This window comes from Methylophilus sp. DW102 (assembly GCF_037076555.1).
Lineage (GTDB): Bacteria > Pseudomonadota > Gammaproteobacteria > Burkholderiales > Methylophilaceae > Methylophilus > Methylophilus glucosoxydans.
The window spans coordinates 2,997,120-3,017,312 of the sequence record NZ_AP029023.1 but is presented as its reverse complement, the minus strand read 5'-3'; the positions used below and the strand labels follow the sequence as shown (position 1 = coordinate 3,017,312).

The window sequence follows — 20,193 nt, the reverse complement described above, 5'->3', positions numbered from 1 at the left end:
TGCTCCAGTGCTTTTTTAAAAGTAATTGCAACGCATTGATCGCGAAGAGGGATCAGCGTGTTGAATATTTATTCGTTATAATTGCCAGGAAAGAGTGGCAGAAGAAGTGGTCTTGTCTTGGTTGTTGTCATGACCATCTGTTGGGTATTCTAAACGTTTTAAGGCGAGTTATCCACAGCCCGCCATCATAAAAAATTAAAAAAAATCATTGACATAAACTCTGAATTTGATGTTTAATTAAGGGTTTTTGAAATCGGCAAATATTGAGCGTAATAATCAAGCTTGCCGGATTAGAGTTTAATTGCCATTTTTGGCTGGAGTTTAATAATGAAACGTACCTATCAACCATCTAAAACCCGTCGTGCACGTACCCATGGCTTTCTGGTACGTATGAAAACCAAAGGTGGTCGTGCAGTGATTGCTGCTCGTCGCGCTAAAGGTCGTAAACGTTTGGGTCTGTAATCCCTGACGATGCATTGCGGATACTCAATGCATGACATTGTATAAGCTAAAAAAAACGGATGAATTTTCATCCGTTTTTAGTTTCAGGAAGCGGTTTTATGGTGAATGGTTATTTGCCAATATCAAACCAAATCAGCTTTCACATCACCGCTACGGTCTGGTTGTTTCAAAAAAAGTGTCCAAACTGGCGGTCAGACGCAATTACATGAAACGGGTGTTGCGAGAAGTCTTGCGTGCTCACCCAGCAATTGCGCCTGTTTGTTTTGATGTGGTGGTACAAGTGCGTAAGCCGTTCAAACAAGGTGAATTTGCTCAAGTGCGTCAAGATGTAGAGACTTTGCTACGCCGTTTAAGCAAATCCGTGCATGTGCATGCTTCCTGATGAATTCTTGCCGATGAAGACGTTGTTGATATTCTTGATCAAGTGTTACCAATGGGGACTCAGTCCCTGGTTGGGAAGACAATGTCGTTTTCACCCTACCTGTTCACACTATGCCATTGAGGCCTTGCAACGCTATGGTGCGTGGCGTGGGAGTGTGTTAGCCTTACGCCGCATCGGTCGTTGTCATCCCTGGCATCCAGGTGGTGTAGACCCCCTACCCTGACTTTTAAACGAAATCTTATGGATACTCGCCGTCTAATTCTGTTCGTGATTTTTTCTTTTTCCATCATGTTGCTGTGGGATGCCTGGCAACAAGACCATTCACCACAACCAACTGCCGAGCAAGTGGCACAAGCGCTGCCTGAAACTGCTGATAAACCGCAGGTAGATGGCTTTCATTTAAACAAAGGCACACGTATCGCCGTCACAACTGATCGTTATTCGGCGGTTATTGACACTGCCGGCGGTGATTTACGTCAATTATCCTTGTTAGAACATAAAGCAGATAATGGCGCTGGCCCTTATGAGTTGATGAGTGATAGCAGTAAAGACAAATTATATGTTGCGCAAACCGGCCTCAAGGGTGAAGGCTTGCCTACGCATTATGAAAGCTTTACCTCTGAGGCTAGCACCTACCAAATGCAAGCGGATCAACAAACGTTGGATATCCGTTTAACTGCCCCGGAGAAGAATGGTATTGCAGTAGACAAGATTTACCGCTTTCATCGTGGTGAATATGTCATTGATGTGTTGTATGAAATTAAGAATAACAGCGAAAAAGCCATTTCGCCTTCGGTGTATTACCAAATCATTCACGATAATGAATCCAATCAGGGTTCTAAAATGATGCCGACCTTTACTGGGGGCGCTTATTTCACCCAAGCAGACAAGTACAACAAGGTGAAATTTGATGAAATGGCCAAAAAGGACGTTTCTATCAATGCTAAAGATGGTTGGATTGGCTTGGTACAACATTACTTTGTCAGCGCCTGGATTCCACAATCAAAATCTGAACGCAAGTTTTACACGACAAAACTCAGTGAGCATGACTTCTCAATTGGTACCATTTTGCCTGTAGGCGAAATTGCACCAGGGACAATTAAAACAGTAGACGCAAAATTATTCAGTGGACCGCAAGTTCACCAAGCCTTGGAAGCGACGGCGCCTGGCTTGGAATATGTGGTCGATTACGGCATTTTGACCGTGATTGCCAAACCGTTAATGTGGTTGTTGAGTCATATCCACGATCTGGTGAAAAACTGGGGTGTGTCGATTATTATGCTGACCATCTTCATCAAAGCTGCCTTCTTCAAGCTGTCTGCTTCTGGCTACCGCAATATGGCGCATTTGCGTGAAATTGCTCCACGCATGCAGGCACTGAAAGACAAGTTTGGCGACGACAAGCAAAAGCTGCAGCAAGCCATGATGGAAATGTATCGCACCGAAAAAATTAACCCTATGGGTGGTTGCTTGCCCATACTGGTGCAAATCCCGGTGTTTATTTCCTTATATTGGGTATTGTTGGGCTCTGTAGAATTACGTCATGCCCCATTTTTTGGCTGGATACAGGATCTGTCTGCCACCGATCCCTATTTTGTGTTGCCTATATTGATGGGTGCCACCATGATTATCCAAACCTTCTTGAATCCACCACCTACTGATCCGATTCAAGCCAAAGTGATGAAGATTATGCCTGTGTTGTTCAGCGTATTCTTCTTCTTCTTTCCTGCCGGATTGGTGTTGTACTGGTTGGTCAACAATATCCTGTCTATCTGGCAACAATGGGCAATTAATCGCATGATCCACGCCGAAGCGCTGGCGAAAAAAGGGCATGGCAAATAATCTTCCGATTGCCAACGATACCATTGCCGCGATTGCAACCGCCCCCGGTGCAGGCGGCATTGGTGTCGTCAGGGTCTCCGGCCCGCTAGCAGCCAGTATTGCTGCTCAAATTCTCGGGCACTGCCCTCCCCCGCGTCACGCAGCATATCTTTCTTTTCTACAAGCCGACGGTGTATTAATAGATCGTGGTATTGCGATTTATTTCCCCAATCCTCATTCGTATACAGGTGAAGATGTGCTTGAGCTACAGGCGCATGGCGGGACTGCGTTGATGCAAATCTTGCTTGCGCGTTGCATCGAATGCGGTGCACGCCACGCCGTGGCCGGCGAGTTTACACAACGCGCATATTTGAATGACAAACTGGATCTGGCCCAAGCTGAAGCAGTGGCTGATCTGATCAATGCCTCGACTGAGGAAGCAGCCCGCAGTGCAGTTAGATCGTTATCTGGTGAGTTTTCTAATGCCATACAGGACTTGTTGCATCAATTGATTGATTTGCGCATGTATGTCGAGGCTTGCCTGGACTTTCCTGAGGAAGAGATTGATTTCATCACGCAGGGGCGAGTGTTGGAAAAGCTTCAACAAAATCAGGTCACCTTGCAAAGAATTTTCCACCAGGCAAAACAGGGTGCTTTGTTGCGCGAAGGCATGAACGTGGTGTTGGTTGGACAGCCTAATGTTGGCAAGTCCAGTTTATTAAATGCCTTATCTGGTGAAGATGTGGCGATTGTGACACCGATAGCAGGTACGACACGTGACACCATCAAAAACGTCATTCAAATCCAGGGCGTGCCTTTGCATATCATTGATACGGCAGGTTTGCGTGAGACCGAAGATACCGTGGAGCAATTTGGCATAGCCCGGACCTGGAAAGCGATTGCAAGTGCGCATGTGGCCTTGTTACTTGTGGATAGTCAGCATGGCATTGGTACATTTGAAAAATCCATTCTTGAAAAGTTACCGAGTCAGGTCAAAAAAGTTTGGGTGCATAACAAGATAGATGTTTCACGTGAAACATCGCGCACTGATATTATTGATCATGAGCAGCACGTGTTTTTATCAGCCAAGACAGGTCTAGGTATTCCCTTGTTGCAAAAAACCTTGCTGGAGATGATTGGTTATCAACCTGGTGGAGAAGGTGTGTTTATGGCAAGGGCTAGACACTTGAAGGCTTTGCAAGCCGTATCAGAGCACTTAAGTCATGCGATGAGCCAAATGCATGTTGCTGAGCTTATTGCAGAAGAGTTGCGTTGCGCACAAGAGGCGTTGGGTAGCATCACTGGCGAGTTTACGCCGGATGATTTGCTTGGGGAAATATTCAGTCGTTTTTGTATAGGTAAATAAAAACCCGCATCAGCGGGTTTTTTTTCGGGGGAACGGTGTGTTTTTTTGGTCAAACCGTTCTTCAATACTGCATACGCGTTTACACCCTGTAATCATCGCCCAGATCAGGTTATCACGATTGATGATGCTTTCAAATATCACACCGAAGACATGGACCACCACCACACCCAGCCATGTCCAGGTCACATAGTGATGTAAGGTTTTGGCCATTTCATCATCAATAAAGTCCCAGCCATTGTTATAAACAATGCAGCCGGAACCTACCGTCAGGATGCCTAGGCCCAGCATCGCATAAATTGCTATCGCACCTGTAGGGTTGTGGCCGATATAGTGCTTGGCTGTTCCATGGATAAGCTTGTAGAGATGCTTCAGCGCCCACACAGGGTTCAGCGGGAAGCTATGAAAGTTGGCATAACCTGTGGAAATAATGCCCCAGATAATGCGCGCCACGATCAGAGTGCCGGCCACATAACCCGCATAAGCATGATGTAGCCGATCCCACATCGAGTCGTGCGTATAAAAGGCATAAGCAAACGCCGCGACCAGTGACCAATGGAAGATCCGTATAAACGGATCCCATACGTAACGTAGCATTGAATTATTTGCTAGGTTTTGTTTCGGTTAACAGATAAGCGATAAAGTTTGCCTTTTCTGAAGGTGAGCAGTCTGCACCCAAAATATCATTGCAGTGCTTGGTGAACTCTTCTTCTACTTTATCAATATCGGTAAAGCGCTTGGTATTCACGCGTGGTGCCAGTGGAGGGATTTCTTTGCCAGTGACGATGTTCTTGCCAACGTTTGCAGGGTTGTTAGTGTGGCAAGAGGCACATGCCGCTTCTTTACCACTAGGTGTTTTGAATTTGCGGTTAAAGAAAATTTTACCATCAGTAATGGAGGGGGCTTCGTACATGGAGTTTGCAGAGTGTGCAATGTTGGTATATTTGTATACCAGTTTTTCTGCATTGGTGACATCAGCCAATGCGTGCGCAGAAAAAAGAACCCCGAATACGGCAATGATTGTTTTGATTTTCATGGTAATAGCTCCTTGGTTGTTTTAGGAAAAATTCTATTCTTGTTATGTTAAGCAAATATGGCCTGCTTGTTATTGATTTGTATTAAACCGTAAATACATTGTATTAAATCATAGTTTAGGTGTAACAATGCAGTGATTTAAATGACCATTTAGTAAGTTTAAGCTAAAATCATAAATCTTTTTAAATCAAACAGTTCAAGATTCTTTATGATGGACTTTCCTGATCGATTCGATGTCATTGTGGTGGGTGGTGGGCATGCCGGCACCGAGGCTGCGCTGGCGGCTGCCCGTATGGGTCAAAAAACCCTCTTGTTGAGCCACAACATTGAAACTCTGGGGCAAATGTCCTGTAACCCTTCTATTGGTGGCATAGGCAAGGGTCACCTGGTCAAAGAGGTTGATGCCCTCGGTGGCGCCATGGCGGCCGCCACTGATGAGGGAGGTATCCAGTTTCGTATCTTGAATTCTAGTAAAGGCCCGGCTGTGCGTGCCACGCGTGCGCAAGCCGATCGCATTTTGTACAAGGCGGCCATTCGACGCCGTCTGGAGAACCAGCAAAATTTGTGGCTGTTTCAGCAGGCTGTAGACGATATCATTCTTGAGAATCATCGCGCTGCGGGAGTGGTAACGCAGATTGGTTTGCGTTTCTATGCAAAGTCGGTGGTGCTCACTGCAGGGACATTTTTGGGTGGCTTGGTGCATGTGGGTTTGCAAAGTTATAGCGCCGGGCGTGCCGGAGACCCGCCCGCAATCTCCCTGGCGGCTAGGCTAAGAGAAATTGGTCTCCCGGCTGGCCGGCTAAAAACTGGAACACCACCACGTATTGATGGTAGAACCATTGATTACAGTGTGATGACTGAGCAGCCTGGTGATACACCAGTGCCGGTGTTCTCCTTTTTGGGTAATATAGCCCAGCATCCGCAACAGTTACCTTGTTGGATTACGCATACCAATCAGCAGACGCATGACATTATCCGCAGTGGATTGGATCGTTCGCCGATGTACACGGGTGTGATTGAAGGTGTGGGCCCGCGTTATTGCCCCTCTGTTGAAGACAAAATTCATCGCTTTGCCGACAAAGAGTCTCATCAGGTATTTCTTGAGCCTGAGGGGTTGACCACCCATGAGATCTATCCGAACGGCATTTCCACCAGTTTGCCATTTGACATTCAGTTATCGTTGGTGCGTTCGATTCGCGGGCTGGAGCAGGCGCATATCTTGCGCCCCGGATACGCCATTGAATACGACTATTACGATCCAAGAGGATTAAAGTCGACTCTCGAAACCAAGGCTGTGCAAGGCTTGTTTTTTGCCGGACAGATCAATGGGACAACCGGTTATGAAGAGGCGGCAGCACAAGGGTTGTTGGCAGGTGCAAATGCCGCACTTTATGCGCAGGATAAAGATGGTTGGTGTCCCTCCCGTGAACAAGCCTATCTAGGCGTGTTGGTGGATGATCTGATTACAACGGGGGTGAATGAGCCATACCGGATGTTTACTAGCCGTGCAGAGTACCGCTTGCAGTTGCGTGAAGATAATGCAGATATACGCTTGACCGAAGTCGGTCGTCAATTGGGGTTGGTTGATGATGAGCGCTGGGCGGCCTTCTGTAAAAAACAGGAAGCGATCACGCGTGAGCAAGCAAGATTGAAGCGCACGTTTTTACAGCCTGACCAAGGTCAACCCCTGGGCAATAGCCAAAATAAAATTGTTTCACGTGAAACACAAACGTTGGTTTTTGGTAAAGCTTTGGAGCATGAGTATTCGTTGTTTGAATTATTACGGCGTCCAGAAGTGAGTTATCAATCATTGCTGGAGATTGTTCCCTCCTCTGAAGTGTTGGCCGAAGATGTGATGGAGCAAGTAGAAATTGCTGCCAAGTATCAAGGCTATATTGATCGCCAAAATGAGGAAATTTCACGCCAAAAAAATAGTGAGCACGTCAAGTTGGGCGATACTATCGATTATAATGATGTGCATGGCTTGAGTATTGAAGCGCGGCAAAAACTGCTGGCACAGAAACCGGAAACAATTGGCCAAGCCAGTCGCATCCAGGGGATTACCCCTGCCACAATTTCTTTGTTGATGGTTTATCTCAAGCGTAAACAGAAAAAGCAGAGCCAGTCTGGCGATATTGCAGCAGCATGATGGACTTGGCTTCAAAGTTAGCGGCCGGTGTCGAGGTGCTCGGTTTGCAGGCGATGGTTACGCCTGAAATGCAGCAGAAGTGTCTCGCTTATATGGCGCTTATGCAAAAGTGGAGCAAGGTCTATAACCTGACTGCGGTCCGTGATTCAGAAGAGATGCTGGTGCTACATGTGCTGGATAGTTTGAGCGTTCTGCCTTTTGTCGAGGCCGGTAATGTGCTGGACGTAGGCAGTGGTGGAGGCTTGCCGGGGTTGATAATCGCAATTACGCGTCCCGAGGTCGAAGTCACCACGATTGATACTGTACAAAAAAAAGCTATCTTTATGCGGCAGGTCAAGGCTGAGCTGGGATTGTTCAACGCGCAAGTGGTGCATGGCCGGGTTGAAGCGTATGCGCCCCCTGCTCGCTTTTCACAAGTGATCTCGAGAGCCTTTTCCGATATTGCTTTGTTCAAGCAGTTGACTGCACATCTAATTGCGCCACAGGGGCGATGGTTAGCCATGAAGGGAGTGGTGCCAAGCGATGAGTTGGCGCAGGCAAAGGTCATCCCCAAAGAAGTGATCCGTCTTCATGTGCCCTACTTGCAGGCCGAAAGACATTTAATCGTGTTTGAGAATGCATAATGAAAATAATTGCCATCACCAACCAAAAAGGGGGCGTCGGTAAAACCACCACTTGCGTCAATCTGGCTGCCAGTTTGGCCGAGCACGGAAAAAAAGTCTTGTTAGTCGATCTGGATCCACAGGGTAATGCCAGTACTGGCAGTGGCATTGATAAATCACATTTAAAAGACAGTATTTATCAGGTGCTGATTGGTAACAAGACACTGCAGGAGGTGGTGATTCATGCTGAAGCTGCTAAGTATGATGTGGCGGCTTCTAATCGCGACCTTGCTGGGGCTGAGGTGGAATTGGTCAATGAAATGGCGCGTGAAACGCGGTTGAAAAATGCAATTCTCAAGTTGGGTGACGATCGCTACGATTTTGTCTTGCTGGACTGTCCGCCTTCATTAAATCTGGTGACCGTTAACGCATTAACTGCAGCACACTCAGTCATGATCCCGATGCAATGTGAGTATTATGCCTTGGAAGGCTTGTCTGATCTGGTCAATACTGTCAAGAAAGTGCGCGCTCACTTAAATCCTGTTCTGGAGATAGAGGGTTTGCTGCGTACCATGTTTGATAACCGCAATATGCTGGCACAGCAAGTGTCAGCCCAGCTGGTGAATCACTTTGGCAAAAAGGTGTATCAAACCATTATTCCGCGCAATGTCAGACTGGCTGAGGCGCCTAGTTACGGCATGCCTGTTTTGCTGTATGACCGTTCTTCCAAGGGTGCGCAGGCTTATCTTGAATTGGCGCAAGAAATCATTCAAAAAAATTAATTATTCATCCATTTCATTTCAGACATACATTTATAAGGAAGTAGCAGCATGGTGAAGCCCAAGGGACTCGGTCGCGGACTCGACGCATTGTTATCAGGGGATGCGGAAACAATTGCCCAGTCAGACATGTTGCGCACATTGCCTGTAGGGCAGTTGCAGCCAGGCAAATATCAGCCGCGTTCCTATATGAACGAGGAAGCCCTTCAAACATTGGCTGACTCGATCGCGGCACAAGGCATTATGCAGCCGATTCTGGTACGTGAAATTGCCCCGGAAAAATTTGAGATTATCGCCGGTGAACGTCGCTGGCGTGCTTCGCAAAAGGCGGGCCTGACCGAAGTGCCCGTGCTAGTGCGGGAAATTGCCGACGAAGCGGCGCTGGCGATGGCGCTGATTGAAAACATTCAGCGTGAAAACCTGAATCCACTCGAAGAAGCCATGGGCATTAAGCGCCTGATTGACGAATTTGAGATGACGCACGAAAAAGCGGCACAAGCCGTGGGTCGCTCGAGAGTGGCGGTGTCCAACTTGTTGCGCCTGCTGACACTGACCCCTATGGTTCAGGATATGTTGCTGGATAACCAGATTGACATGGGCCATGCGCGTGCGTTGGTGGGGATAGAGCCGGCCCAGCAAATCTTGTTGGCAAACAAGGTGGTTCAGGATGGCTTATCTGTGCGTGAAGTGGAGCGCATGATTCAATCGGAGCCGGCGAGTGGCAAAAAAGCCAAGCCTGCCGTGCATCCAGATGTGGCGACTCTGCAAAACCAACTCAGTGAGCAGTTGGGGGCTGAGGTCAGTATTAGCAGTAAGGCGAACGGCGCGGGTGTCTTGAAACTGAGTTTTGCAAATCTGGATCAGCTTGATGATTGGATAGCGAAACTGACCGACAATCACCTAAAATCGTAAGCAAAATGACGTAGCCAACCTGCAGGCCTCGATTTTTCCAGCTCATTCAGGCAGTTATGGCTAGTTTGGTGCTTGACTTCGTCGGGTGAATAATTCAAAATCTCGCGTCTTTGTAGTATTTTGTCTTGAATTTTTGCGGGCTAACCCCATGAGTGGTCTCGAAACCCAAGCGGCTGGCATGTCGCTTTACCGTAACATGCTGCGCTGGCAACTCATGGCGACAGCGGCAGTGACCATAGCAGCATTTGCATTGGCAGGGATCAATGCAGCATTATCAGCCTTGATGGGCGGCATTTCCGTTGTGATCGGTGCCTGGTTTGCTGCAAGAATTGCAGCCAAAGGTCAGCTGAAAACAGATCCCACGGCGGTATTACTCAATTTACTCAAGGCAGAAGCAGTAAAAATATTAATCATCGCGATTATCCTGTTTGTGGTTTTCAAGCTGTTTCATGCATTGGTGCCTTTTGCATTGATTGCAGGCTTGGCAGCCGCTGCGCTTTTTTCTGGCGCTGCGCTCGCAAAATCACAAGCAAATGTGTAGACCAGTTAACTTAAAAATAGTTTGAACATATGACAACCGAACACGCACAACACGCAGAACTGACTCCTTCTGAATATATCGCGCACCACCTGAGCTTTAATGCACAAGGTGTGAATGGCAATGCCACCTCTGAAGGCTTTTGGGTATTGCACTATGACACCCTGCTGACTTCAGTCGTGCTGGGTTTGCTGGTAATGGGGCTGATCTGGTGGGTGGCACGCGGAGCGACCGCTGGCGTACCGACTAAGCGTCAGGCGTTTGTTGAGTTGTTATTCGGTTTTGTCGATGACCAGGTTAAAAACATTTTCCACGGTAACCGTCATTCCTTTATTGCGCCGGCTGCACTGACCGTGTTTGTTTGGGTGCTGGTCATGAACGCGATGGACTTCCTGCCGGTAGACCACGTAGCAAATGTGGCATCAGCAATTGGTGGCGAGCATACCAAATGGCGTATCGTCCCTACTTCTGACATTAACACCACGTTTGCTTTGGCATTGGCGGTGTGGTTCCTGATGATTTTCTTCTCTATCAAAGCCAAAGGCTTGGGTGGCTGGATTCACGAATTGTTCTGTGCGCCATTTGGTAGCAATCCTTTGGTATGGCCTGCCAACTTCTTGTTTAACCTGATTGAATACGTTTCAAAACCACTTTCTCACTCATTGCGTCTGTTCGGTAACATGTACGCTGGTGAAATCATCTTCTTGCTGTTGGGTATGTGGGCTGCCACTGGCCTGACTGGTACTGTTGCCGGTGCTGTACTGGGTGCTGGATGGTCTATCTTCCACATCCTGATTGTGGCCTTGCAAGCGTTTATTTTCATGATGTTGACTGTGGTCTACCTGGCCATGGCGCATGAATCACACTAGTTTTAACTTTGTAGTTGTTTTTAATTCTTTATAAGAGAGGGTATTAAATGGAAGCATTAGCATTGATTCAAGCCTACACAGGCGTTGGTATTGGTTTGATCATTGGTTTGGGTGCCGCTGGCGCTTGTATCGGTATTGGTATCATGTGTGCAAGTTTCCTGGAAGGCGCTGCTCGTCAACCAGAAATGATCCCTGCCCTGCAAGGTAAAGTATTCCTGCTGTTGGGTTTGATCGACGCTTCTTTCATTATCGGTGTTGGTCTGGCAATGATGTTTGCATTCGCAAACCCGTTGTTGAGCGTTGTTGCCAAGTAATTTTTACTCGGTGATCACCGCCCGGTAGGGTTTAAGTAGTGACTTAAACCTTTCAACCAATCAGTATGATGGATCCAACATGAATATTAATTTCACACTCATCGCGCAAGCTATCGCATTTGCAGTGTTGATCTGGTTCACAGTGAAATTCGTTTGGCCGCCGCTGTTAAAAGCGATCGAAACACGCCAAAAGGAAATCGCAGATGGTTTGGCTGCTGCCCAAGAGGGCAAGAGTGCCCTGGAAGTGGCTGCCAAAAAATCTGAAGCAACATTGAACGAGGCCAAACAAAAAGCAAGTGAGATCATTGGGCAAGCCGAAAAACGCGCCGCTCAAATCATTGATGAAGCCAAAGCAAACGCCAAGGCTGAAGGTGATCGCATTATTGCCGGTGCCAAAGCTGAAATCGATCAGGAAGTGAACCGTGCCAAAGAGGGTCTGCGTGCACAGGTTTCAACACTGGCTGTGGCTGGTGCAGAAAAAATCCTGCGCAAAGAGATTGATGCCAAAGCACATAGCGAAATGTTGTCTAAACTCGCTGCGGAACTATAAGGTTAAAGGGATAAAACATGGCTGAACTCTCAACCATTGCAAGGCCTTATGCTGTCGCTGCCTACAAGTTGGGCAAAGAGAAAAATGCATTGGCAACATGGTCTGATATGTTGGCATTGGCAGCCGGAGTGGCTTCTAATGACCAAATGAAAACCCTGATTGATAACCCCAAACTGAATGCTGCAGATGTTGAAGGCGCATTCCTCAAAGTCTGTGGCGACAATCTTAACGAGCATGGTCAAAATTTGATCAAGACTTTGGTTGAATATGGCCGTTTATCCTTATTGCCTGCCATTGCTGAAGCCTTTGAGGCTTTAAAAGCGCAAGATGAAGGCACCTTGGACGCACAAATCATTGCCGCTGCCAAAATCACGGCAACGCAAACCAAAGATTTGGTCAAGCGTCTGGAAGCCAAGTTCGGCAAGAAAATTGAAGCAAGCGTTTCCGTTGATCCGGAAATCATCGGCGGCATCAAAATTATTGTTGGCGACACCGTTATCGACGCGTCTGTCCAAGGTCAGTTACAAAATTTAGCCTATACGCTCACAGCATAAGGCATAGGAGAATTAAATGCAGTTATCTACATCAGAGATTAGCGAGCTTATTAAGAGCCGTTTGGAAAACTTCTCTACCGCCGCAGAAGCACGTACCCAGGGTACTGTGATTTCTGTGACAGACGGCATTGTGCGCATTCACGGCCTGTCTAACGTCATGGCTGGTGAGATGATCGAGTTTCCAGGCAACACATTCGGTCTGGCATTGAACCTGGAGCGTGACTCCGTGGGTGCCGTGGTGCTGGGTGAGTATGAACACATCACTGAAGGCGACGTCTGTAAATGTACAGGTCGTATTCTGGAAGTGCCAGTGGGCCCCGAGCTGATTGGCCGTGTGGTGAACGCGTTGGGTCAGCCGATTGATGGCAAGGGTCCAGTCAACACCAAGTTGACAGACAAAATTGAAAAAATCGCCCCAGGTGTGATTGCACGTAAATCCGTGTCACAGCCTGTACAAACTGGTTTGAAGTCTATTGACTCCATGGTGCCAGTGGGTCGTGGTCAGCGTGAATTGATCATTGGTGACCGTCAGACAGGTAAAACAGCGGTTGCTGTCGATGCGATCATTAACCAAAAAGGTCAGAACATGACCTGTATCTACGTTGCGATTGGTCAGAAAGCTTCTACCATTGCTAACGTGGTACGCAAACTTGAAGAGCACGGCGCGATGGCCTATACCATCGTGGTGGCGGCAACTGCTTCTGACTCGGCTGCCCTGCAATTCCTTGCACCCTATGCTGGTTGTACCATGGGTGAATACTTCCGTGACCGTGGTGAAGATGCATTGATTGTCTACGATGACTTGTCCAAACAAGCTGTGGCATACCGTCAGATTTCCCTGTTGCTGCGTCGTCCACCAGGCCGTGAAGCTTACCCAGGTGACGTGTTCTACATCCACTCCCGTCTGCTGGAGCGTGCTGCGCGCGTCAATGAAGAATATGTTGAAAAATTCACCAACGGTGAAGTTAAAGGCAAAACAGGTTCATTGACTGCCTTGCCAGTGATTGAAACACAAGCTGGTGATGTGTCTGCATTCGTTCCAACCAACGTGATTTCGATTACCGATGGTCAGATCTTCCTGGAAAGTGACCTGTTTAACGCTGGTGTCCGTCCTGCGATCAACGCCGGTATTTCCGTGTCTCGCGTGGGTGGTGCAGCGCAAACTAAAGTGATCAAAAAACTGGGCGGTGGTGTCCGTCTGGCTTTGGCGCAGTATCGTGAATTGGCTGCGTTTGCGCAGTTTGCTTCCGACTTGGACGAAGCGACCCGCAAACAGCTGGACCGCGGTCGTATGTTTACCGAGTTGATGAAGCAAGCCCAATACGCACCTTTGAGTGTGGCGAATATGGGTATCAGCCTGTTTGCTGCTAACAAAGGTTACTTTGATGATGTGCCAACCAACAAAGTCTTGGCCTTTGAAAACGCATTGCACGGTTTCCTGAGCTCCAAGTACAAAAATATCGTTGATACTATCGAATCCAGCAAGGATTTGAGCGGTGATAACGAAAAAGCACTGGAAGCAGCAATTCAGGACTTCAAAGCGACCAACGCTTATTAATCTCTGACACTTCGACTTAGGAAACGCATATGGCAGGAAGTAAAGAGATTAGAACCAAGATCAAGAGTGTAGAAAATACACGCAAGATCACCAAGGCGATGGAGATGGTGGCCGCCTCTAAAATGCGCAAGGCGCAAGATAGAATGCGTGCCTCCCGCCCTTATGCGGAAAAAATCCGCAACGTGGCGGCTCACCTTTCCTTTGCACAATCAGAGTATCGCCATCCGTTTTTGATTAAACGTGACGTGGTGAAAAACGTGGGTCTGATTGTCGTCAGCTCGGACAAAGGATTGTGCGGTGGCTTGAATACCAACGTACTGCGCATGTCGGTGAACCAGATGAAAACCTGGGAAAGCGAAGGCAAAGGCATCAGCGTCAGCGCCATTGGTAACAAAGGCTATGGCTTCATGAACCGGGTGGGCGCACAAGTGAAATCCCATATCACCGGTTTGGGCGATACTCCGCATCTGGAAAAACTCATCGGCACCATCAAGGTGATGCTCGATGCGTACATTGCCGGTGAAATTGATCAGCTTTACATCTGCTATACCAAATTCATCAATACCATGAAGCAAGTGCCAACAATGCAACAATTGTTGCCTTTGACTGGCGAGCAACTGGGCAGTCCTAATGGTCATTGGGATTACATCTATGAGCCAGAAGCAAAACCGGTCGTAGATGAATTGATGATGCGTTACATTGAGTCATTGATTTATAACGCAGTGGCTGAAAACATGGCGTCTGAGCAATCTGCCCGTATGGTAGCGATGAAATCAGCCTCGGATAACGCTAAGAGCGTGATTGGTGAACTGAAACTGGTCTACAACAAGGCGCGTCAGGCTGCCATTACCAAAGAGATTTCTGAAATCGTCGGCGGTGCAGCTGCGGTTTCGTCCTAAGGGTGCGTTTTAGGGCAGCAAGTTTAAGAATTCAATTAGATCTGACTCATACAGTTAGGAAAAGAAAATGGCAAAGGCAAATCAAGCAGTAACAGGTAAAGTAGTGCAGTGTATCGGCGCTGTGGTTGACGTGGAGTTTCCACGCGATCAAATGCCTAAAGTATTCGATGCATTGATTATTGATGATAAAGATTCCAAAGCTGAGACTGGCTTGACTTTGGAAGTGCAACAACAATTGGGCGACGGCATTGTCCGTACCATCGCCATGGGTTCCTCCGATGGTTTGGCACGTGGCACTGCGTTCAAAAACACAGGTGCAGCGATCTCTGTCCCAGTCGGTGAAGGCACATTGGGCCGTATCATGGACGTATTGGGCCGACCAATCGACGAAGTCGGTCCTATCGACTCACAAGAATTCCGTTCTATCCACCAGAAAGCGCCGGCGTTTGAAGAGCTGTCTCCTTCGGTTGACCTGCTGGAAACAGGCATCAAGGTGATTGACCTGGTTTGCCCGTTTGCTAAAGGCGGTAAAGTCGGTCTGTTCGGCGGTGCGGGTGTTGGTAAAACCGTGAACATGCTGGAACTGATTAACAACATTGCTAAACAGCACTCCGGTTTGTCCGTATTTGCCGGTGTAGGTGAACGTACCCGTGAAGGTAACGACTTCTACCACGAAATGGCAGAAGCTGGCGTGATCAAGCTGGACAACATGAAAGAGTCCAAAGTGGCGATGGTGTTCGGTCAGATGAACGAGCCTCCTGGTAACCGTCTGCGCGTCGCGTTGTCCGGGTTGACCATGGCTGAAAAATTCCGTGACGAAGGCCGTGACGTGTTGTTCTTCGTAGATAACATTTACCGTTACACACTGGCCGGTACTGAAGTATCTGCGTTGCTGGGCCGTATGCCATCTGCCGTAGGTTACCAACCTACCCTGGCTGATGAAATGGGCCGTCTGCAAGAGCGTATTACTTCAACCAAAGTCGGTTCTATTACATCTATCCAGGCCGTTTACGTACCTGCGGATGACTTGACTGACCCATCCCCAGCAACCACATTCCAGCATTTGGACTCCACCGTGGTTCTGTCACGAGACATTGCTTCATTGGGTATTTACCCAGCGGTTGACCCACTGGATTCAACTTCACGTCAGCTGGATCCACAAATTGTGGGTGAAGAGCACTATTCCGTTGCACGTGCGGTGCAGTCTACACTGCAACGTTATAAAGAGCTGCGCGACATTATTGCGATTCTGGGCATGGACGAGCTGTCACCTGAAGATAAACTGGTGGTTGGCCGTGCACGTAAGATCCAACGTTTCTTGTCACAGCCTTTCCACGTGGCAGAAGTGTTTACCGGTGCGCCTGGTAAATATGTACCACTGAAAGAAACCATTAAAGGCTTTAAAGCAATTGTAAATGGTGAGTATGACCACTTGCCAGAACAAGCCTTCTACATGGTAGGTGGCATTGAAGAGGCTGTTGAAAAGGCTAAAACACTGAACTAATAGATATGACTACAGGCAGATGGGTGCCATCTGCCTGTTTATTTCAGTGATATAGAAAAGAGAACATTATGGCAAATACAGTGCATGTCGATGTGGTGAGTGCCGAAGAATCTATCTTCTCCGGCGAAGCCGAATTTGTCGTGGCCCCGGCAGGTGCAGGTGAAGTGGGTATTTACCCAAATCACGCACCAATGATTACCACGATCAAGCCCGGTGCATTGCGTATCAAGCAATCTGCAGAACAGGAAGAAACCCTGATCTTTATTTCTGGCGGCATGCTGGAAGTGCAACCAGGCATGATTACCGTACTGGCGGATACAGCCATTCGTGGGCAGGATCTGGACGAAGCCAAGGCTATTGCAGCTAAGGAAGCGGCGGAAGAAGCATTGAAAAACCGTTCTTCGGAGATTGACTATGCCGCAGCGCAAGCTGAGTTGGCAGAGGCTGTTGCACAAATCCAGGCAATTCAGAAATTGCGTAAATCAGTCCACTAGTTGTTGCATTAGCGTTTAACATTAAATTTAATGCAGACAATGACAAATGAGGCGGCTTTCAAGCCGCCTTTTTTGTTTCTGAGATAAAATAATCGCATGACTGATTTGAATATTGTAATTCTGGCGGCAGGCAAAGGCACCCGTATGCGCTCAGATCTGCCTAAGGTACTGCATGCCATTGGCGGCACACCGATACTGCATCATGTGATCAACGCCGCACGCAAACTCAATCCTCAAAAAATCATTGTGGTCTATGGTTTTGGGGGTGAACAGGTCCAGCAACAAACCCCGGGCGAGGATTTGGTGTGGGTTTTACAAGCCGAGCAACTGGGGACCGGACATGCCGTTCAGCAAGCCCTCCCCCATCTGCCTGCGCAAGGAAAAACACTGATTCTGCTTGGCGATGTGCCGCTGGTCGATGTTGAGGCCTGTCGCGACATGCTGTCACAGGCAGATGCACATCTGGTTGTGCAAACGTTTATCAAGGATGATCCGACCGGTTATGGCCGTATCGTGCGCAATGCACAAAATCAGGTTGTGGCCATTGTTGAGCATAAGGATGCCAGTGAAGCACAACGAGCCCTTCAGGAAGTGAATACCGGCATTATGGCCATGCCTAATGCAGCGCTGAAGCATTGGCTGGCTCAACTGCAAAACAACAATGCGCAGCAAGAGTATTATCTGACAGATATCATTGCAATGTCTGTGAACGAAGGACGGGCGGTACTACCACATGTGGTCGCCGATGCCTGGTCTGTTACCGGCATCAATTCCAAGCTGGATTTACAACAGATGGAGCGTGAATATCAACACAGACAGGCGCTCAACTTGATGACGCAAGGCGTCACCCTCATGGATGCACAGCGAATTGATATTCGAGGTCACCTGAACTGCGGCCGTGATGTGCGTATTGATGTGAACTGTGTCTTTGAAGGGGAAGTCACCTTGGAAGATGGTGTTGATGTCGGTCCAAATTGTGTGATCAAAAATGCTGTGATTGCACGCAATACCACATTAGCTGCATTTACCCATATAGAAGAGGCCAGGGTCGGACAGGATAGTAAAGTTGGCCCATTTGCGCGTTTGCGGCCAGGCACGCACCTGGCTGCCGAGACCCATGTGGGTAACTTCGTCGAACTTAAAAATGCCAGCGTCGGCCTGGGTAGCAAGGTCAATCACTTGAGTTATGTGGGGGACGCCACAGTCGGGGCAAACGTCAATATTGGTGCGGGAACGATTACTTGCAATTATGATGGGGCGAATAAGCATCAGACTGTGATAGAAGATGATGTGTTTGTGGGCTCTGACAGTCAATTGGTCGCACCTGTGACCATAGGCAAAGGGGCGACGATTGCCGCAGGCTCCACCATCACTAAAGATGTGCCGGCAGAGACATTAACGCTCTGTCGTGCACGTGAGCAACGTTCAATTCAAGGATGGAAACGTCCGCAAAAGGTGAAAAAATAAACATATGTGTGGCATTGTCGGTGCAGTTTCAAACCGTAATATTGTTCCCTTGTTGATTGAAGGCCTTAGCCGGCTGGAATATCGCGGCTATGACTCAGCGGGGATTGCTGTACTCAACCAGTCCATCGTACGTGTGCGTGCGGTCGGCCGCGTCTCTGAATTAGAGCGCAAAGCTCAGGGCTTAACCAGCCAGATCGGCATAGGCCACACGCGATGGGCCACGCACGGTGGCGTCACCGAACAAAATGCACACCCGCATGTTTCGCCTACGCAAGAGCAGGCTGAAATCGCCGTGGTACATAACGGCATTATCGAAAACCACGATGAACAGCGTGACCGTTTACAAGCCTTGGGTTATCACTTTACTTCACAAACTGATACCGAAGTGATTGCCCATCTGGTGCATTATTATTACCAGCAGAGCAAAGACCTGCTGGTGGCTGTCAGACAAGCGATCAGTGAGCTGGCCGGGGCGTATGCGATCAGTGTGATCGCCCTGGCCCAGCCACAAACCATGATTGTTGCTCGCTTGGGCTGCCCACTGTTGATTGGCTATGGAGAAGGCGAAAATTTCGTTGCTTCCGATGTGTCTGCGGTGCTGTCAGCCACGCGTAAAGTGGTTTATCTGGAAGATGGCGATGTCGCCACCTTGCAAACTGATCGCGTGACGATTATCGATAAGCAAGGTGAAACCGTGCAGCGCAAAGTGCACATGAGTGATGTCTCTCTGGCCTCATTGGAATTGGGCCCATATAGCCATTTCATGCAAAAAGAGATTCATGAGCAACCACGCGCGATTAGCGATACCATTGAGGCGCTTATTGATGATGGCGCTTTCAGGTGTGAATTGTTTGGTGCGACAGCAGCTGACATTTTCAAACAGATTGATAGCGTATTGATTTTAGCGGCGGGGACCAGCTATTACGCGGGCATGACCGCCAAATACTGGCTGGAAAGCATCGCAAAAATTCCAACCTCAGTCGAAATCGCCAGCGAATACCGGTATCGTGATTCGGTGCCTAATCCCAAGCAGCTGATCGTCACCATTTCGCAATCCGGTGAAACGTTGGATACGATGGAAGCGCTCAAACATGCCCAAAAACTGGGGCATCCTTTCAGTCTTGCCATCTGCAACGTGCAAGAAAGCGCCATCCCACGGGCATCATCCCTGATTTACTACACACGTGCTGGTGCAGAAATCGGTGTGGCCAGTACCAAGGCGTTTACCACGCAATTGATTGCATTGTTTGTCCTGTCCGTTACCTTGAGCAAAGTGCGCGGTCTCTTGACCGATGCGCAAGAGCAACAATACCTGGCCGAGCTGCGCCAACTGACTGGTAGCGTGCAAATTGCGCTGAATCTGGAGCCGCAGATTCGCGAATGGGCCCATCGCTTTGGCGATAAGGAACATGCCTTGTTCCTCGGTCGTGGCATCCATTTCCCGATTGCGATGGAAGGCGCGCTCAAGCTTAAAGAGATTTCCTACATCCATGCCGAAGCCTATCCTGCCGGTGAGTTAAAACATGGCCCCTTGGCGCTGGTTGATAGCAACATGCCTGTGGTGGTGATTGCCCCAAATGATGCCTTGCTTGAAAAGGTCAAGTCCAACATGCAGGAAGTCCGGGCGCGCGGTGGTGAGTTGTTTGTGTTTGCGGATGCAGATAGCCACTTTCATGCGTCTGAAGGCGTACAGGTCATCCGCACGCCGCGCCATGTCGGCGCGCTCTCCCCGGTGTTGCATGTGATTCCGGTGCAGCTGCTGGCGTATCACGCCGCCTTGTTTAAAGGCACCGATGTAGACAAACCACGTAACCTGGCCAAGAGTGTGACCGTCGAATAATCATAAACCCCAGAAAAGCCCCGAGATTCGGGGCTTTTTTTTCAATACAAAATGGCGATGACTGCCATAAACTGGTAATCGGTGCTAATCAGGAATGCAGT

The 20,193-nt window shown here is 48.5% G+C and carries 22 protein-coding genes; 20 read left to right on the top strand and 2 right to left on the bottom strand.

The genetic code is table 11. From position 1 onward, the window contains the following. Positions 1-327: 327 nt before the first annotated feature. Genes rpmH through mnmE form a run of 5 tightly spaced genes read left to right on the top strand, consistent with a single transcriptional unit; the run spans position 328 to position 4,031 of the window. Positions 328-462: a 50S ribosomal protein L34 gene (rpmH, locus tag AACH41_RS14380; protein ID WP_018987191.1), complete on the top strand. Its 135-nt coding sequence runs from the start codon at positions 328-330 to the stop codon at positions 460-462. A 31-nt stretch (positions 463-493) separates the two neighbouring features. Then, on the top strand, positions 494-844 hold the full coding sequence (gene rnpA / locus AACH41_RS14375) for a ribonuclease P protein component (protein WP_313984664.1): 351 nt from the start codon (positions 494-496) through the stop codon (positions 842-844). 13 nt (positions 845-857) lie between these two features. Further along, positions 858-1,067 (top strand): membrane protein insertion efficiency factor YidD, encoded by a 210-nt coding sequence (gene yidD / locus AACH41_RS14370; protein ID WP_194749703.1) that lies wholly within the window; start codon positions 858-860, stop codon positions 1,065-1,067. Positions 1,068-1,084: 17 nt separating this feature from the next. Then, a complete protein-coding gene (yidC, locus tag AACH41_RS14365; RefSeq protein ID WP_338655905.1) occupies positions 1,085-2,686 on the top strand; it encodes a membrane protein insertase YidC in 1,602 nt (533 codons plus the stop codon). Next, a complete protein-coding gene (gene mnmE / locus AACH41_RS14360; RefSeq protein WP_338655903.1) occupies positions 2,676-4,031 on the top strand; it encodes a tRNA uridine-5-carboxymethylaminomethyl(34) synthesis GTPase MnmE in 1,356 nt (451 codons plus the stop codon). Before yidC ends, mnmE begins: the two co-directional genes overlap by 11 nt. Before the next feature lie 9 nt (positions 4,032-4,040). Here the strand turns inward: mnmE and AACH41_RS14355 are convergent, their stop codons facing one another. Next, positions 4,041-4,625, bottom strand: coding sequence for a cytochrome b/b6 domain-containing protein (locus AACH41_RS14355; RefSeq protein ID WP_194749661.1), 585 nt, complete (start codon positions 4,623-4,625; stop codon positions 4,041-4,043). A 4-nt stretch (positions 4,626-4,629) separates the two neighbouring features. Further along, positions 4,630-5,064 carry a cytochrome c'' gene (gene cycA / locus AACH41_RS14350; RefSeq protein WP_194749662.1) on the bottom strand — a complete coding sequence of 145 codons (435 nt, stop codon included), beginning with the start codon at positions 5,062-5,064 and terminating at the stop codon, positions 4,630-4,632. A 210-nt stretch (positions 5,065-5,274) separates the two neighbouring features. Here cycA and mnmG point away from each other — a divergent pair, with 210 nt between their 5' ends. The 15 genes from mnmG to glmS all read left to right on the top strand — a co-directional run bounded on the left by mnmG (position 5,275) and on the right by glmS (position 20,092). After that, positions 5,275-7,212: a tRNA uridine-5-carboxymethylaminomethyl(34) synthesis enzyme MnmG gene (mnmG, locus tag AACH41_RS14345; protein ID WP_338657612.1), complete on the top strand. Its 1,938-nt coding sequence runs from the start codon at positions 5,275-5,277 to the stop codon at positions 7,210-7,212. Continuing rightward, positions 7,212-7,835 (top strand): 16S rRNA (guanine(527)-N(7))-methyltransferase RsmG, encoded by a 624-nt coding sequence (rsmG, locus tag AACH41_RS14340; RefSeq protein WP_338657611.1) that lies wholly within the window; start codon positions 7,212-7,214, stop codon positions 7,833-7,835. The genes mnmG and rsmG overlap by 1 nt, the downstream gene beginning before the upstream one ends. Beyond that, positions 7,835-8,596, top strand: coding sequence for an AAA family ATPase (locus AACH41_RS14335; RefSeq protein WP_228518953.1), 762 nt, complete (start codon positions 7,835-7,837; stop codon positions 8,594-8,596). Before rsmG ends, AACH41_RS14335 begins: the two co-directional genes overlap by 1 nt. Positions 8,597-8,644: 48 nt before the next feature. After that, positions 8,645-9,505, top strand: coding sequence for a ParB/RepB/Spo0J family partition protein (locus tag AACH41_RS14330; RefSeq protein ID WP_194749664.1), 861 nt, complete (start codon positions 8,645-8,647; stop codon positions 9,503-9,505). Between the two features lie 148 nt (positions 9,506-9,653). Next, positions 9,654-10,046 (top strand): ATP synthase subunit I, encoded by a 393-nt coding sequence (locus AACH41_RS14325; RefSeq protein WP_194749665.1) that lies wholly within the window; start codon positions 9,654-9,656, stop codon positions 10,044-10,046. 29 nt (positions 10,047-10,075) lie between these two features. Next, complete coding sequence (gene atpB / locus AACH41_RS14320) at positions 10,076-10,912, top strand: F0F1 ATP synthase subunit A (protein ID WP_124552423.1); 837 nt, start codon at positions 10,076-10,078, stop codon at positions 10,910-10,912. A 47-nt stretch (positions 10,913-10,959) separates the two neighbouring features. Next, positions 10,960-11,226 (top strand): F0F1 ATP synthase subunit C, encoded by a 267-nt coding sequence (gene atpE, locus AACH41_RS14315; protein WP_018987204.1) that lies wholly within the window; start codon positions 10,960-10,962, stop codon positions 11,224-11,226. 79 nt (positions 11,227-11,305) lie between these two features. After that, positions 11,306-11,776, top strand: a complete 471-nt coding sequence (locus AACH41_RS14310; RefSeq protein WP_194749667.1) for a F0F1 ATP synthase subunit B — start codon at positions 11,306-11,308, stop codon at positions 11,774-11,776. 17 nt (positions 11,777-11,793) lie between these two features. Then, positions 11,794-12,330 carry a F0F1 ATP synthase subunit delta gene (locus tag AACH41_RS14305; RefSeq protein WP_194749668.1) on the top strand — a complete coding sequence of 179 codons (537 nt, stop codon included), beginning with the start codon at positions 11,794-11,796 and terminating at the stop codon, positions 12,328-12,330. Positions 12,331-12,346: 16 nt separating this feature from the next. After that, complete coding sequence (gene atpA, locus AACH41_RS14300) at positions 12,347-13,888, top strand: F0F1 ATP synthase subunit alpha (RefSeq protein WP_194749669.1); 1,542 nt, start codon at positions 12,347-12,349, stop codon at positions 13,886-13,888. A gap of 29 nt (positions 13,889-13,917) precedes the next feature. Continuing rightward, positions 13,918-14,787 (top strand): F0F1 ATP synthase subunit gamma, encoded by an 870-nt coding sequence (atpG, locus tag AACH41_RS14295; protein ID WP_275357504.1) that lies wholly within the window; start codon positions 13,918-13,920, stop codon positions 14,785-14,787. A gap of 67 nt (positions 14,788-14,854) precedes the next feature. Next, positions 14,855-16,291, top strand: coding sequence for a F0F1 ATP synthase subunit beta (gene atpD / locus AACH41_RS14290; protein ID WP_194749671.1), 1,437 nt, complete (start codon positions 14,855-14,857; stop codon positions 16,289-16,291). Positions 16,292-16,359: 68 nt separating this feature from the next. Beyond that, positions 16,360-16,785 (top strand): F0F1 ATP synthase subunit epsilon, encoded by a 426-nt coding sequence (locus AACH41_RS14285; RefSeq protein WP_194749672.1) that lies wholly within the window; start codon positions 16,360-16,362, stop codon positions 16,783-16,785. 96 nt (positions 16,786-16,881) lie between these two features. Beyond that, on the top strand, positions 16,882-18,252 hold the full coding sequence (gene glmU, locus AACH41_RS14280; protein ID WP_275357508.1) for a bifunctional UDP-N-acetylglucosamine diphosphorylase/glucosamine-1-phosphate N-acetyltransferase GlmU: 1,371 nt from the start codon (positions 16,882-16,884) through the stop codon (positions 18,250-18,252). A 4-nt stretch (positions 18,253-18,256) separates the two neighbouring features. Continuing rightward, positions 18,257-20,092 (top strand): glutamine--fructose-6-phosphate transaminase (isomerizing), encoded by a 1,836-nt coding sequence (gene glmS / locus AACH41_RS14275; RefSeq protein WP_338655897.1) that lies wholly within the window; start codon positions 18,257-18,259, stop codon positions 20,090-20,092. The last annotated feature ends 101 nt before the right edge of the window (positions 20,093-20,193 follow it).